Source organism: Pseudomonas sp. AN3A02 (assembly GCF_011765255.1).
Lineage (GTDB): Bacteria > Pseudomonadota > Gammaproteobacteria > Pseudomonadales > Pseudomonadaceae > Aquipseudomonas.
Window position 1 is genome coordinate 179,057 of record NZ_JAARNI010000002.1, and the last position, 14,391, is coordinate 193,447.

13 protein-coding genes are annotated in these 14,391 nt (G+C 60.3%); 2 read left to right on the plus strand and 11 right to left on the minus strand.

Annotated features, from left to right (window positions below; translation table 11 throughout):
• Positions 1 to 407 precede the first annotated feature (407 nt).
• From HBJ59_RS10575 to HBJ59_RS10600, 6 genes are all read right to left on the minus strand, one after another.
• Positions 408 to 1,061, minus strand: coding sequence for an HAD family phosphatase (locus HBJ59_RS10575; RefSeq protein WP_167663515.1), 654 nt, complete (start codon positions 1,059 to 1,061; stop codon positions 408 to 410).
• A 29-nt stretch (positions 1,062 to 1,090) separates the two neighbouring features.
• Positions 1,091 to 2,080 (minus strand): ABC transporter ATP-binding protein, encoded by a 990-nt coding sequence (locus HBJ59_RS10580; RefSeq protein WP_003219745.1) that lies wholly within the window; start codon positions 2,078 to 2,080, stop codon positions 1,091 to 1,093.
• On the minus strand, positions 2,077 to 2,877 hold the full coding sequence (locus HBJ59_RS10585; protein ID WP_003219747.1) for an ABC transporter permease: 801 nt from the start codon (positions 2,875 to 2,877) through the stop codon (positions 2,077 to 2,079). Before HBJ59_RS10585 ends, HBJ59_RS10580 begins: the two co-directional genes overlap by 4 nt.
• Positions 2,864 to 3,709 carry an ABC transporter permease subunit gene (locus HBJ59_RS10590; protein ID WP_076015302.1) on the minus strand — a complete coding sequence of 282 codons (846 nt, stop codon included), beginning with the start codon at positions 3,707 to 3,709 and terminating at the stop codon, positions 2,864 to 2,866. The genes HBJ59_RS10585 and HBJ59_RS10590 overlap by 14 nt, the downstream gene beginning before the upstream one ends.
• On the minus strand, positions 3,706 to 4,512 hold the full coding sequence (locus HBJ59_RS10595; protein WP_076015303.1) for an alkaline phosphatase family protein: 807 nt from the start codon (positions 4,510 to 4,512) through the stop codon (positions 3,706 to 3,708). The genes HBJ59_RS10590 and HBJ59_RS10595 overlap by 4 nt, the downstream gene beginning before the upstream one ends.
• Positions 4,513 to 4,699: 187 nt before the next feature.
• Entirely contained in the window at positions 4,700 to 5,767 is a 1,068-nt protein-coding gene (locus tag HBJ59_RS10600) for an ABC transporter substrate-binding protein (RefSeq protein WP_076015304.1), read from the minus strand.
• Positions 5,768 to 6,118: 351 nt separating this feature from the next.
• Between HBJ59_RS10600 and HBJ59_RS10605 the strand changes: the two genes are divergently transcribed.
• Entirely contained in the window at positions 6,119 to 6,832 is a 714-nt protein-coding gene (locus HBJ59_RS10605) for a UTRA domain-containing protein (protein WP_010166446.1), read from the plus strand.
• Between the two features lie 843 nt (positions 6,833 to 7,675).
• Here HBJ59_RS10605 and HBJ59_RS10610 read toward each other — a convergent pair.
• The 3 genes from HBJ59_RS10610 to HBJ59_RS10620 form a co-directional block, all read right to left on the minus strand.
• Positions 7,676 to 9,022 carry an amidohydrolase gene (locus tag HBJ59_RS10610; protein ID WP_167663517.1) on the minus strand — a complete coding sequence of 449 codons (1,347 nt, stop codon included), beginning with the start codon at positions 9,020 to 9,022 and terminating at the stop codon, positions 7,676 to 7,678.
• A gap of 51 nt (positions 9,023 to 9,073) precedes the next feature.
• Positions 9,074 to 11,233, minus strand: coding sequence for a mechanosensitive ion channel family protein (locus tag HBJ59_RS10615; RefSeq protein WP_167663518.1), 2,160 nt, complete (start codon positions 11,231 to 11,233; stop codon positions 9,074 to 9,076).
• A 72-nt stretch (positions 11,234 to 11,305) separates the two neighbouring features.
• Positions 11,306 to 11,482, minus strand: a complete 177-nt coding sequence (locus tag HBJ59_RS10620; RefSeq protein ID WP_167663519.1) for a hypothetical protein — start codon at positions 11,480 to 11,482, stop codon at positions 11,306 to 11,308.
• Positions 11,483 to 11,657: 175 nt separating this feature from the next.
• Between HBJ59_RS10620 and yegS the strand changes: the two genes are divergently transcribed.
• Entirely contained in the window at positions 11,658 to 12,560 is a 903-nt protein-coding gene (yegS, locus tag HBJ59_RS10625) for a lipid kinase YegS (protein ID WP_143503584.1), read from the plus strand.
• Here yegS and HBJ59_RS10630 read toward each other — a convergent pair.
• The gene (locus HBJ59_RS10630; RefSeq protein ID WP_076015349.1) at positions 12,544 to 13,203 is read right to left on the minus strand and encodes a response regulator transcription factor; all 660 of its coding nucleotides are present in this window, start codon (positions 13,201 to 13,203) and stop codon (positions 12,544 to 12,546) included. The two genes, yegS and HBJ59_RS10630, sit on opposite strands and share 17 nt — an antisense overlap.
• Positions 13,200 to 14,093, minus strand: a complete 894-nt coding sequence (locus HBJ59_RS10635) for a sensor histidine kinase (protein WP_076015307.1) — start codon at positions 14,091 to 14,093, stop codon at positions 13,200 to 13,202. Before HBJ59_RS10635 ends, HBJ59_RS10630 begins: the two co-directional genes overlap by 4 nt.
• Between the last annotated feature and the right edge of the window lie 298 nt (positions 14,094 to 14,391).

Below are 14,391 nucleotides of genomic sequence, written 5' to 3' on the forward strand. Positions count from 1 at the left end.
CCCTCAGGTTTTTCGCGAGCAAGCTCGCTCCTACAGAAAAGCAGCTTTGCTTTCGCTTTTAACACTCAAGCCGGCCTGTAGGCCGCTGTGCTCTTGCTTTTGATCTTGATCTGACTGCCCCATTCAGCCCGAGGCCGAACGTAGGTATTGAGGAGCGGGTAAACCGGCAGGACGCCGGTTTAGCCGCGCCGGGCCATGGATGGCCCGTCGCGGCGGCCCGCTTCGCGGCGGCCCGCTTCGCGGTGCCGGAGTGAGGGAACACCGAGCCTAGGCGAGGTGCCGACAGGCGGGGCAGAGCGTTTTGCTTACTTTTGCGCTGTTCAAAAGTGAGCCGCTGTAAGAGCGGAACCATAAGCGGCCGTTACCTAAACAACGGATATGTACTCACCTCAAACCAGCGCAAAACGTCAGACCCAATGATGAATCGGCCACCCTGCCTTCTCAGCATGCGCCCGCAACACCGGGTCCGGATTCACCACCTGCGGGTTCTCGACCTTCAGCAGCAGCGGCAAGTCATTGCGCGAATCCGAGTAGAAGTACGCCCCATCAAGGTGCTCGCCTTCCTGCTCCAGCCATTCCATCAGGCGGGTGATCTTGCCTTCGCGGTACGTCAGTACACCGGTGGTCTTGCCGCTGTACACCCCATGAGCAACGTCCAGCTCGATCCCCAACACTTCATCAATGCCGATACGCGCCGCAATCGGCTTGACCAGGTGCGTCCCCGACGCCGAGATTACCAAAATCCGGTCACCATTCTGGCGGTGCCGGGCGATAGTCCGGGTAGCTTCGCTGTAGATCAGCGGCTCGATAACGTCTTCCACCCACGGCTCAACAAGGTGCTCGATCTCTTCCGGCGTGCGCCCGATCATCGGCTCAAGGCTGAAGTCCATGTAGTCCTCCATGGCCAGTTCACCACGGCTGTAGGCCGCCATCAGTTCGTCGTTCCTGCGCATGAACGACTCGCCATCCACCCAGGCCAGGCGGCCCATCTGCTCGCTCCACAGGGTGGCGCAGTCGCCGTGGATCAGGGTGTCGTCCAGATCAAAAATTACCAATGCCATCAGTCACGCTCTCTCAAATAAATCGTGCGTCAGGCTACTTCACACAACGCACTTGGGTCGATGGAAAGTGCCAATCGCTGACCGTCCGGGTGCAAATCGTCGGCCGAACGGTTGAGTACATCGACCACCAGTTCCACTCCACGGGCTTCGATGCGGTAGCGAATCACGTTGCCCAACAGGCTGTGGCTGCGCACCAATGCGTCGAGCTCGCCGCTGCGGCTGAGTTCGATGGCTTCCGGGCGAATGGCGATGCGTCCGGTGATCGGGCGCTGCAACAGTTTGCTGGCCTTGTCGGCGTCCAGCAGGTTGTAGTTGCCGATAAACCCGGCAGCGAACACATCCACCGGCGCGGTGTAGAGGGTCTCGGCATCGCCGCTCTGCACGATCTTGCCCTGGTTCATCAGGAAGATCCGGTCGGACATGGTCAGGGCTTCTTCCTGATCATGGGTCACGAAGATGGTGGTCAGGCCCAGCTCGCGCTGGATCTGGCGAATCTGTTCGCGCAGGTGCTTGCGAATCCGTGCATCAAGGGCCGACAGCGGTTCATCCAGCAGCAACAGGCGCGGGCGCGTCACCAGGGAACGGGCGAGGGCCACGCGCTGGCACTGGCCGCCGGACATCTGGTGCGGGTAGCGTCCGGCGAGTTCTTTCAGCTCCACCAGTTGCAGCACTTCCTGCACGCGTTTGTGGCTGTCGTCGGCATTGACCTTCTGCATGCGCAGGCCGAAGGCGACGTTCTGTTCCACGGTCATGTTGGGGAACAGCGCGTAGCTCTGGAACACCATGCCGATATGCCGTTTCTGCGGGCTCAGCGGGACGATGTCCTGGCCATCCAGCAGGATTTTCCCGCTGTCTACCGAGGTCAGGCCGGCGATGCAGCGCAGCAGGGTCGACTTGCCGCAACCCGACGGGCCGAGCAGGGTGACGAATTCGCCCTTGGCGATTTCGCAGTTGATGTCACTGAAGACCGGCGTGCCGGCGTAGCCTTTTTGCAGGTGTTGGACGCTGACGAAGCTCATTGGCTTTTGTCCTTGTTCAAGATGTTGGCGGCCCAGGTCAGCACCAGCACGAAGAAGAAATAGGAGATCACCAGGGCACTGGTGAAGTGGCCGCTGCTGTTACGCATGTTGTTTAGGTACACCTGCAGGGTTTCGTAGCGTGTGCCCACCAGGATGTTGGCGAACACGAACTCGCCGAACAGGAACGAGAACGACAGCAGCAACGCCACCATCAAGCCCTTGCGCAGGTTGGGCAGTACCACCAGGAACGCGGCCTGGAAGGTGCTGGCGCCGAGCAGTTGGGCGGCGTCCATCAGGTCCCGCAGGTTGATCGCTTGCAGGTTGTTGGTGATCGCGCGGTACATGAACGGCAGCGCCACGGTGAAGTAGCAACCGATCAGGATCCACGGCGTACCCACCATCGCAAACGGGCCCGACCCGTAGAGCTGCAACAGCCCCACCGACGACACCACCGGCGGCACCGCGAAGGGCAGCAGGATCAGGATGTTCATCAGCGCATCGAGTTTCGGAAAGTGGTAATGCACCACAAACAGCAGCGGCAGGATCAGCACCACTGACAAGATCAGCGCGCCGACGCACACCAGCAATGACTGGCCGAAGGCATTCAGGAAACGTGGGTCACTCCACAGCTGGATGTACCACTTGAAGGTAAACCCGGACGGCAGGATGGTCGCCGACCAACTGCTGGCGATGGAGTAGACCAGGGTGCCGAGCAACGGCAGCACCAGGATCGCAAACAACAGGTACACCACTACGCGGTGGTAGAGGGCGGCCGAGCCAGGTTCAGCGCGAGACATGGTAGCTCCTCTTGAGCAGCAGTTGATGGACCACGGTCACCACGGTCATCAGCGCCACGAGCACCACGGCCAGGGCGCTGGCCATGTTCGGGTCCAGGGAGATGTCGCCGGAGACCATCGCCGCGATGCGGATCGGCAGCACGTTGAAGTTGCCGGTAGTCAGCGCGTACACCGTGGCGTAGGCGCCGAGGGCGTTGGCCAGCAGGATTACGAAGGTGCCCAGCAGAGCCGGGGTCAGCACCGGCAAACCGATATGCCGCCAGTACTGCCAACCGTCCGCGCCGAGCAATGAAGCGGATTCGCGCCAGTCTTCGCGCAACGCGTCAAAGGCCGGGTAGAGCAGCAGCACGCCGAGGGGAATCTGGAAGTACGTATAAAGGATGATCAGGCCGGTCTTGGAGTACAGGTTGAAGTCCTGAATGATCCCGGCCTGCTTGAGCATGATGGTGATACTGCCGTTGAACCCCAGCAGGATGATGAACGCGAAGGCCAATGGCACGCCGGCAAAGTTGCTGGTCATGTTGGCGAATGCGGTCACGAAATTGCGCAGCCGTCCGTCCACCCGGCGCAGCGAGTAGCTGCCCAGCACGGCGATGATGATCCCGAACACGCTGGAGTAAAAACTGATCTCCAGGCTGTACTGGATTGCCTGCAGGTAGAACTTCGAACTGAAGATCTTGCTGAAGTTGGCCAGGCCCCAGCCGAACTCTTCCGACTGGACGCTGCTGATCATCACCCACACCAGCGGGGCGATCTCGAACACGATAAAGAAGAGGGCGAAGGGCACCAGGCACAAGGCAGCCAGCCATTTGCCGCGGATCACTGAATTCACTTCAACAGCTCCCGGCATACAGGTTTGTCGTGGGTCACACCCAGCAGCTCGCAGACGGTGCCGCACAGCTCGGTTTGCTTGGGCGTGGCGTGGGTGTCGAAGCTGAAGGCATCACCCAGCACAAACAGTGGCACTTCCCGTTCTTCCGGCAGCAGGCCGTTGTGGGAACGGTCGTTGTTCATGCCGTGGTCGGCCGTCACCAGCACCTGGTAGCCGGCGTCGAGCCAGCCTTGCAGGTAGTCGGCGAGGATGATGTCGGCCGAGCGTGCGCTGTTGCGGTATTGCGGGGTGTCGAGGCCGTGCTTGTGGCCGGCGTCGTCGATGTTCATCGGGTGCACCACCAGGAAATTCGGCGCGTGTTTAAGGCGCAGGCTTTCGGCGTCGGCAAACAGGTGCGAGTCCGGGTAATGGTCATTCCAGTAAAAATGCCCATGCTGGATCGGCAGTGCCGGGTCGTTGGTATGACGATCGCGGGCGGCGATGAAGGGACTGCGGTTATACAACTCGCTGACCCAGTGATAAGCCGCCGCTGCGGTGGATAATCCGGCGTCGGTGGCGTAATGGAAAATGCTGCGCTGGTTGGACAGGCGCGAGACGTTGTTGTGGACGATGCCGCTTTCGATCGGCGGGACGCCGGTGAGGATGCATTCGTACAGGGGCCGGGACAGGGCCGGCAGTTCACATTCCAGTTTGTACAGTGCTGCGCGTCCTGCGCCGACGTAGGCCTGCAAGTGCCCCATGGCGTGTCGGGCAACCTCGTAATTCAGGCCGTCGAGCACGACAAGGATGACGTTGTGCTTCATAGGGGCTGGGGCTCCGCAACAAATAGGCTTGATTCGGTTTTTCGGTTGGAACACCGATCAAATGTGGGAGCTGGCTTGCCTGCGATGGCGGTGTGTCAGTCGATAATAATGCTGAATGTCATACCGCTATCGCAGGCAAGCCAGCTCCCACACTGACCGCATTCCACTTAAACAGGCGTGTTAAGCCTTATTGCATATTGATGATGACTTCTTCCTGCCACTTCTGCGGCAGTGCCTTGGAGGTTTTCTCCCAAGCGTCGGCGTCTTTGATCGGCGTTACTTTCTTGTACTGCTCGTTAGGCAGCAGCTTGGCCTGTACGTCGGCTGGCAAGGTCAGGTGTTCGGCACGAATCGGCCGCGCGTTGCCACGGGCCAGGTTGGTCTGGCCGGCATCGCTGAAGATGTATTCGCGGGTCAGCTTGGCGGCGTTCGGGTGCTTGGCGTATTTGTTGATGATGGTGGTGTAGCCGGAAATCACCGAGCCGTCCGACGGGATCAGCACCACGTAGTCATCCGGGTTGGCCATCTTGGCTTTGTAGCTCAGGCCGTTGAAGTCCCAGACCACGCCCACTTCCACTTCGCCTTTTTCCATGGTGGCGATGGTCGGGTTGGCCAGCGAAAGGCGGCCTTGCTTGGCGATGTCGGCGAACATCAGCAATGCAGGCTGAATGTTCTTCTCGTCACCACCGTTGGCCAGTGCAGCGGCGAGTACGCCGTTGGCAGCCTGGGCGGCGGTGCTCACGTCACCGATGGAAACCTTGTATTTGCCGGTCTTCAGGTCAGCCCAGCTTTTCGGAGCTTCGGAGCCGTGCAGCAGCTTTTTGTTGACGATAAAGGCGATGGTGCCGGTGTAGGCCAGTGCCCAGTTACCGTCTTTGTCTTTCGCCCAATCCGGGACTTGTGCCCAGGTAGTCGGTTTGTACGGTTGCACTACGCCCTGTTTCACCGCGATCGGGCCGAAGGCTGCGCCAACGTCGCCGATGTCGGCGCTGGCGTTGTCTTTTTCTGCCGCGAACTTGGCGACTTCCTGGGCCGAGCTCATGTCGGTGTCGATGTGCTTGAGGCCATAGATCTTGGCCAGGTCTTCCCAGGTGCCTTTCCAGTTGGCCCAGTCATCGGGCATGCCGACGCTGTTGACGGCGCCTTCCGCTTTCGCGGCGGCTTCGAGCGTTTTCAAATCGGTATCAGCAGCCATGGCGGCGGTGCACATGGCAATGGTCGAGCCTAACAGTGATGCCAGGAAAAGCTGTTTCATCCGAAGCTCCTTTGGGCGTTTTCAACGCTGCGTTTTTATGAACGATTGCGAAGGTGTTGGTCTAGGTCAGCAATACACGAGCCAATTTAGGCGTGGGGGATGACAGTTTCATGTCGATGTCGTTTTTTGTTGGCCTGGACGAGGGGTTGCCGGGTAAGCGTAGACCATGCCAAACGGCCCGGAAGCCTTGGACTTGGCCGATGTATTGCAGGTCTTGTGGCAGGACGTCGCGAGGTGCTGTCATCTGTCGGTCATGTGCAATGCCTAGGCTTGCACGCAATAGCAGAGGCGCGTTTAGCGGGCGTTTTGTGCACCTGAATAGTGCTGGTCTAGTCCAGATAGGTAACGTTGATGCGTGATGAGGCAACCAAGGCGGTGACAACCATTGGCCTGGCGCTGCAAGAGCAGATCGACCATGGCTTGTTGGCGCCTGCCAGTAAGCTGCCGGCCGAGCGCAAGCTGAGCGAGTTGTTTGGTACCACCCGGATTACGGTGCGGGAAGCCTTGTTACAACTTGAGGCCCAAGGGCAGATTTATCGCGAGGAACGGCGGGGGTGGTTTGTTTCGCCTCCCAGGCTTGCCTATAACCTGATGCAACGCAGTCACTTTCACGCGATGGTGAGTGCGCAGGGGCGGGTGCCGTCGACTGAGGTGATTTCGGCGCGGTTGCAGCCGGCATCGGCGGCGGTGTGTGCGTGGTTGCAGTTGCCGGCGTTGTCCAGCGTGATCCAGATTTGCCGGGGGCGCAGGATTGATGGGCGGTTGGTGTTGTATGTGGAGCACTATCTGAACCCGCAGTATTTTCCGGGGATTCTGGAGTGTGATTTGAATCAGTCGATTACGGAGTTGTATGCGCGGGTGTATGACTTGCATTACGGGCGGGTGCGGTTTGAGATTGTGCCGACGTCATTGCAGGTTGAGGCCGCGGCGGCGTTGAGGGTGTCGGTGGGGAGCCCGGGGTTGCGGATTGCTCGGGTTAATTATGATCAGCATGAGCGGTTGATTGATTGTGATCTGGAGTTTTGGCGGCATGATGCGATTCATGTGGGGGTGGATGTGGTTTGACGGGTTTTCTGTGTACATATCCGTTGTTCAGGTAACGGCGACTTAGGGATCCGCTCTTACAGCGGGTCACTTTTGAAAAAAGCGCAAAAGTAACCAAAACGCTCTGCCCCGCCTGTCGGCACCTCGCCTAGGCTCGGTGTTCCCTCACTCCGGCATTGCTCCGCGGGCCGCCGCGACGGGCCATCCATGGCCCGTCGCGGCTAAACCGGCGTCCTGCCGGTTTACCCGCTCCGCAATACCTGCGTTCGGCCTCGGGCTGAATGGGGCAGTCAGATCAAAAGCAGATCAAAAGCAAAAGCACAGCGGCCTCCCGGCCGGCTTGAGTGTTAAAAGCAAAAGCAAAGACCAGAGCGAAAACAGATCTGCTTTTCTGTGGGAGCGGGCTTGCTCGCGAAAAACCTGAGAGCGCCGCGCTCATTCAGGATGCCATCGTCATCGTTAACGACCTTCGCGAGCAAGCCCGCTCCCACATTTGGACCGTGCCCGCTTTAGCTTCTGATCTTGCTGTTGCTGTTGCTTCACCACACTCAAGCCGGCCTGTAGGCCGCTGTGCTCTTGATCTGCTGTTGATCTTGAACTTAGGCGCCCCGTTAAACCACGCTGGCCGAACGCAGGCAGTACGGAGCGGGTAAACCGGCAGGACGCCGGTTTAGCCGCGACGGGGCAGGGACGCCCCGTCGCGGCGGCCCGCTTCGTGGTGCCGGAGTGAGGGCACACCGAGCCTAAGCGAGGTGCCGAGTGGTGGGGCAAGAGCGTTTTGCTTACTTTTGCGCTGTTCAAAAGTGAGCCGCTGTAAGAGCGGAACCATAGGCAGCCGTTACCTAAATAACGGATATGCCCCCCTCAATCCCCCGCATTGGCATTCAAATAATCCGTCGCCAACGAAGCCAACGTCCTAACCCCAACCACCAGCGCCGACTCATCCACAAAGAACCCCGGATTATGATTGGGCGCCGCCTTACTCATATCCTGATCCCTCGGCGTCACCCCCAAAAAGACAAACAACCCCGGTGCCTCCTTGGCATAAAACGAGAAGTCCTCAGCGCCACCTACCAGCGGGGCGTTGACCACATCACCCTTCGCCGCCCAACGCAAACTCGGCAGCATCTTCTCGGTCAACGCCGGGTTATTGATGGTCGGATCATACTTCTCAATAATCGTAACCTCAGCCTTCGCCCCACCACTCTCGGCGATTTTCTCGACGGTCTGCCGCACATCCGCATGCAGCTTCTGGCGAATGCCATAGTCGTAAGAGCGAATGGTCCCACTCATGTCCACCGACTCAGGAATGATGTTGTACCGCGTCCCCCCGTTGATGGTGCCAATACTCACCACCGCCGGAAACGAAGAAATGTCGGTACGCCGACTCACCACCGTCTGCAACCCAACGATGGCCTGCGCCCCCACGGTAATCGGATCAATCCCGTCCCACGGCCGCCCCGCATGGGTCTGCTTGCCCAGGATCTTGATCCGCAGGTCATCCGAACTCGCCAGAGTAGGCCCCGGCCGATACGCGATCTGCCCCGCAGGCACACCCGCCCAGACGTGCAGCCCAAATACCGCATCCGGCTTGGGCGATTTCATCACCCCCTCCTGCACCATCATCTTCGCGCCCCAGGTGTTCTTGCCATCGGGGATAAAGTCGCTCGGGCCTTCTTCAGCCGGCTGGAAATAAAACACCACGGTGCCCGGCAGACGATCACGCATGCCGGTCAGGATTTTCGCCGTGCTCAGCAGGATGGCCGTGTGGGCGTCGTGGCCACAGGCGTGCATCACGTCGACTTCTTTATCGAGATAGACGCCCTTGGCCTTCGAGGCAAAGGGCAGGCCGGACACTTCCTTGACCGGCAGCGCGTCCATGTCAGCGCGCAAGGCGACGGTCGGGCCGGGCAGGGCGCCGTTGAGGATCGCGACGACACCCGTGCGGGCGACGCCGGTCTTGACCTCCAGCCCCATCTCCCGCAATTGCTTGGCCACCAGTTCTGCGGTGCGCTTTTCGGTGTTGCCCAGTTCAGGATGGGCGTGGATGTCGCGCCGGGTTTCCAGCAAGGCTGGTTCCAGCACTTTCGCCTGGGCGGCGATTTCTTCGCGGGCACTGTCCTGGCCGCTGCTGGCGGCGATGACCGCGCTGCTGGCGACACCGCACAGCAGGCCGAGTACCCATTGATGTGTAAGACCGGTCAAACGCATAAGGACTCTCCATGATTATTGTTGTTGATCCTGACGTCGTCCGGGCAGCGCTTATTCTTTCTCCTGCACGCCTCCCGCCGCCGTCACCACTTGCACGCTCAAGCGCGGGGTGGCCAGGTCCAGCCCGGCTTCATCGAGGTGACGCTTGAGCGACAAGTTGAACGCCCGCGAAACCTCCCACTGCTTGATCGGCGCGGTCTTGAAGCGGGCGCGAAGAATCGCACTGCCGGACTCGAAACTTTCTACACCCTGAATCTCCAGCGGCGACCAGATATTGCGCCGCTGCAACGGGTCGTTGCGCATCTTCTGCCCGACGTCGCGCATCAGCTTGATGGCGTCGTCGATTTCCATGTTGTACGGAATCGCCACTCGGAAGATCGCGTAGCCGAATTCCCGGGAGTAGTTCTTGATGCTTTTGATCTCACTGAACGGGATCGTATGCACGATCCCGTCGATGTCCCGCAGGCGCACCGTACGGATGGTTAAGCCTTCGACCGTACCCAGGTGACCGCCGACATCCACATAGTCATCGATCGCCAAGGAGTCTTCGATAATGATGAACAGGCCGGTGATCAAATCCGCCACCAACGACTGTGCACCAAAACCGATGGCCAAACCGATCACACCGGCACCGGCCAGCAGTGGTGTGACGTTCATGCCCATGTTCGCCAGGGCGACGATGGCGGCAATGATGAAGATGGTCACGAACAGCACGTTGCGAATCAACGGCATCATCGTCTGCGCACGCGCATTGGCCAGGCCTTTGCGCGAGCGGGTGAGGGCGTGGTGGATGGCGGTGTCGCTGAGGATCCAGATCAGCCAGGCGAACAATAAAGTGCCGGTAAGACCGAACAGCTTGACGCTGATTTCATGGCCGTCGCCTTCGGTAAACCGGATCAGCGACAGCCCCCAGACCCGCAGGCCCAGTTCGATAAACACCAGCCACACCACCAGGTGGGCGAGGGTGTAGACGAAGCTTTTCAGGCGATCGGAGTACAGCGCATGGCGCTTGTGCCCACGCTGAGGCTTGAGTGAATGGCGGCGCACCAAGCCGTTGATCACCATGCACAGCACCAGCAACACCGTGCACAACAATGATTGGCGCAGGGCGGTGCTGGTGTCGCCGGCGGAGACGAAAGTGGCGAACAGCGAGATGCCCACCAGCAGCAACGCCGGCAGGTACCAGAACGTGCCGACGATTTCGATGGTGTCGCTCAGGGCGCGGCGGGTCAGGCGGCGGGACAGCGGCTGGTTGCGGATCAGGTGCGCAATGGGCCGACGGAAACGCAGGATGAACACGCCGGTGGACAGCGCGGCCATGACATTGGCGATGGTCGCCGCGACATGGGACAAATGCTGGCCCAGGCTCTCGGCCAGGCGCGGGTCGCTGACGGCTTCGCCAAAGGCGGCAAAGCTGCCGATCAGCCACAACGGGCGAAAGGCCTGGTGGCGCAGGATGTACAGCGCGCGGTGGCGGTGCGGGCCGTCCAGCACGGAAAACGCGACCACGCAGATCGCCGAGAAGCAGGTGCCCACTACCAGCGCGTAGGCCAGCACCATCGCCAGGGATTTGCCCAGGGACGAGGGCAGCGCGTAGCTCATGTAGACGGTGATTACCAACGCGATCAGCCATGGCCCGAGCTTGCGCAGGGCGAAGCGCAACAGGTCCCAGGTCTTGGGGTGTTGGGGCAGTTCTTCGGTCAGGCCGAAGCGCTCGCGCACCCGGTGGCTGAGCCAGATCAGCACGGCGGCCAGCAGGCTCCAGAGCATCAGGATCATGGCGAACGCAAAGATGATCGGCAGCCATTCGCTGGCCGGCAGCATCAATGCAGTGAGTTCGTCCTTGGCCAGGTCAAACTCGTTGGACCAGCGATTGATCGGGCTGTCGGCGCCGGAGAACTGTTGCTCCAGGCTGGACAGCGTGCCGCCGATCAAACCGAGTACACCCAATTCGGCGGCGGGCTGGGCTTTTTGTGTGGTTTCCCGGAGCTTTTTCAGGTCGCTCAGCAGCTTGGTGCGCTGCTGGTCGTTTTCCAGGGTCTTGATCACCTCGTCCAGGGACTGGCCCAACGGGACGTCGGCTTGCGGTTGGGCTTTGGTGTTGCTGCCCAGCAGCCCCGGCAGGCTCACGGCGTGGGCAGGCGCCATGGGCAGCAGGGACAGCAGGCAGATAAACAGGCAACAGGGCAGGGCAAACAGACGGGCAAGCACGAGGCGGTCAACCTTAAAAACGACGAATTGGCCGAGTGTACGAGGCCGTCATGTGCAATGCGAGTGAGATTGTCATTCCGCGAGTTTGGCGAGGATCTTGTAAACCACGGTGCCGAGGATCAGCAGCATGCCGATCCACATGCCGAATACGCCGATGGCTTTGTCGCGAAAGTTGAAGCCTACGGCCAGGAGAATCATGCCGGTCAGGATCGGGATGAGCATGGAGTGGAAGGCGGACATGGTGATCATGGTGCGACGGCCTTGTCGGGTAAGAATGGGTGCAAGTCTAGGCGGATTTCGCGAAATGCGAGTTGATCCGTGTCAGAAACGCCACAAACCCCGGTTAATTTCCAAAGCCAATGGCTTTTTTTCGATTGGCCACGGTCAACATCCCCAGGAACCTTAAACCCAGGAGCATTCATCCATGAGCACACCCAAGGCACTGTTGATTCTGCACGGCAAGCAAGCCCTCAACGAAGAGGTGCGGGCGGCAGTGCAGGGCAAGCGCGAGCAGGGTTGGGAGTTGGCCGTGCGGGTGACATGGGAGGGCGGTGATGCCCAGCGGTTTGTCGATCAGGCCCTCGCCGATGGCTACACGCGGCTGATTGCCGGCGGCGGTGACGGTACGCTGCGGGATGTGGCCGAGGCCATGGCCCGCGCCAAGACTGAGGCCAGCCTGGTGCTGATGCCCCTCGGCACCGCCAACGATTTTGCCCGTGCCGCCGGTGTGCCGCTGGAGCCTGAGCAGGCCTTGGACCTGCTGGATGTACCGGCCCGTGCCATCGACCTGGGCGAAGTGGGTGGGCAGATCTTTCTTAATATGGCCACCGGCGGATTTGGCAGCCAAGTCACCGCCAACACCTCCGAAGACCTGAAGAAGGTCCTCGGCGGCGCAGCGTATCTGTTTACCGGCCTGTCACGTTTCAGCGAGTTGCGTGCGGCCTACGGTGAATTGCAGGGCCCCGACTTCCACTGGCGCGGCGAGCTGCTGGCCTTGGGCATCGGCAATGGGCGCCAGGCCGGTGGCGGACATGTGCTGTGCCCCGATGCCCTGGCCGATGATGGTTTGCTGGATATCAGCATTCTGCCGGCGCCGCAGGAAGTGGTCGGCACCCTGCGTAGCCTGATGACGGACGGCTGGGGCCTGGACAACATGTTTGTGCGGGCGCGTTTGCCGTGGGTCGAAATCAAGGTGGCCGAAGGGCTGGCGATCAACCTCGACGGCGAACCGCTCCAGGGTGATGACTTGCACTTTTCGGCCTTGCCCCAGGCGCTACGGGTGCATTTGCCGGCGGATTCGCCGTTGCTGACTAATCGTCCAGACTGATGATCTGTTCGCGCACCGCGAACAACACCAGGCCCGCCACATCGAAAATCTGCAAGCGCTTCATGATTTGCGAGCGGTGGGCTTCTACGGTCTTGATGCTCAAGCCCAGGCCATTGGCGATTTCCCGGGTGGACTTGCCGCGCACGATCAAGCGCAGGATTTCCAGTTGGCGCGCGGTCAGGTTGTGGCTGTGGGGCGGTGGATTGGCCTGGGCCTGATTGCGGATCAGCGCCTGGTTGATCACCGTGTGGGCGATGGCCGGGCTCAGGTAGCGTTCGTTGTTGCGCAAGGCCAGCAGCGCGTGCTCCAGCTCATTGGCGGTGGTGTCCTTGAGCAGGTAGCCATGGGCGCCGGACTCCAGGGCGCACATGATCAGTTCCGGGTCGGTGTGCATCGAGAGGATCAGCACTTTGCTCTTCGGATAGGCCTGCCTGAGGTCCTTCAAGGCATCGAGCCCGCCGGTGTGCTTCATCGACAGGTCAAGCAGCACGATATCGGGTTGCAGCGCGTCGAATCGCTCCAGCAACTGGGCGCCGTCGCTCGCTTCGCCGATCACCGCGTAGCCGGGAATATCCATGACCAGCGCACGCACGCCGGCCCTGATCAGGGAGTGGTCATCCACCAGGAGTAAATTGCACGTCACTCTAGAACCTTATGGGGGTTGGCCCGTTCGAGGGCGCGGGGCGCCCAGGGGAAAAGCGCTTCGATCCGTGTGCCAAAGCCTGGCTGGCTATTGACGGACAATGTGCCGCCCAGTTGATCAATCCGCTCGGACATCCCGGCCATGCCCCGCTGGCCTTCCTGGGCGGGGTTGATGGCGGGCGAGAAGCCCAGGCCGTCATCACTGATAAACAGTGAAAGGCCTTCGGGCAGGCGTTGCAGGCGTACCAGCAGGTTGCGTGCCTGGGCATGGCGCAGCATGTTGGTGACGGCTTCCTGGGTAATGCGAAAGGCAGCAACGGCCATTTCTTCCGGGATGCCGGTCAGCCGTTGATGGCATTCCAGGCTCCAGCTTACCTGGGTGTTTTCCAGAGTCTTGAGCAGGTGCGCCCGCAGGCTCGCCTCCAGCCCCAGGCTCGCCAACTGCCGGGGATTGAGGATGGCCGACACGTCCTGCACCTTGGCCAGTGTTTCGTTCAGGGTGTTGCACAGCACCGCACAATGCCCTTGCAGGTCTTCCGGCAGGCGGCGTTTGAGCCATTCACTTTGCAGCTTGGCGGCGGTCAGCAGTTGGCCGATATCGTCGTGAAGTTCGCGGCTCAGGCGATGCCGTTCGTTCTCTTGGACCTGTAACAGACGTTCGGCCAGTTCCTGGGGCTGGAACTTGATGGACTTGCGTGAGCGCCACTGTTGCAGGCCCACCACCAACAGGGTGGCCAGGTTCAATAGCAGCAAGGCCAGAGGCAGATCGGCCGAGCGTGCATAAGCCCACAGGCTGAGCAGGCACGCGCACAGGCATAGCGCGAGGGTCATCCTGCGTGCATTGCTTCGGGACACGGACCTTGCGATGAGTGACTTCAGGCTGGCGTACATAGGAGGCGCATTTCACGTTTATATGCATCATGAAGTTGAGTCACTTCGAGCGGGGCATGGTACCACCACTATTACCGTTGGTCGCCTTTCGCCGAGCTTGATGAGGCGTATTAATCATGGCAGCGCCCCGGGAGGGAGTCCCGGAGTTCAAAGAGTGGGGGGAGTTGTATCATTGAAGTTGTTTTGTATCGGTATTGTCGTTAGTGGCTTATTGATATTTTTCTGCTAACGACGACGTCATGCATGATTAGTTGTGGCTGTCGTTTTTGGATAAGTCAGCAATTTAATGCGACATTTT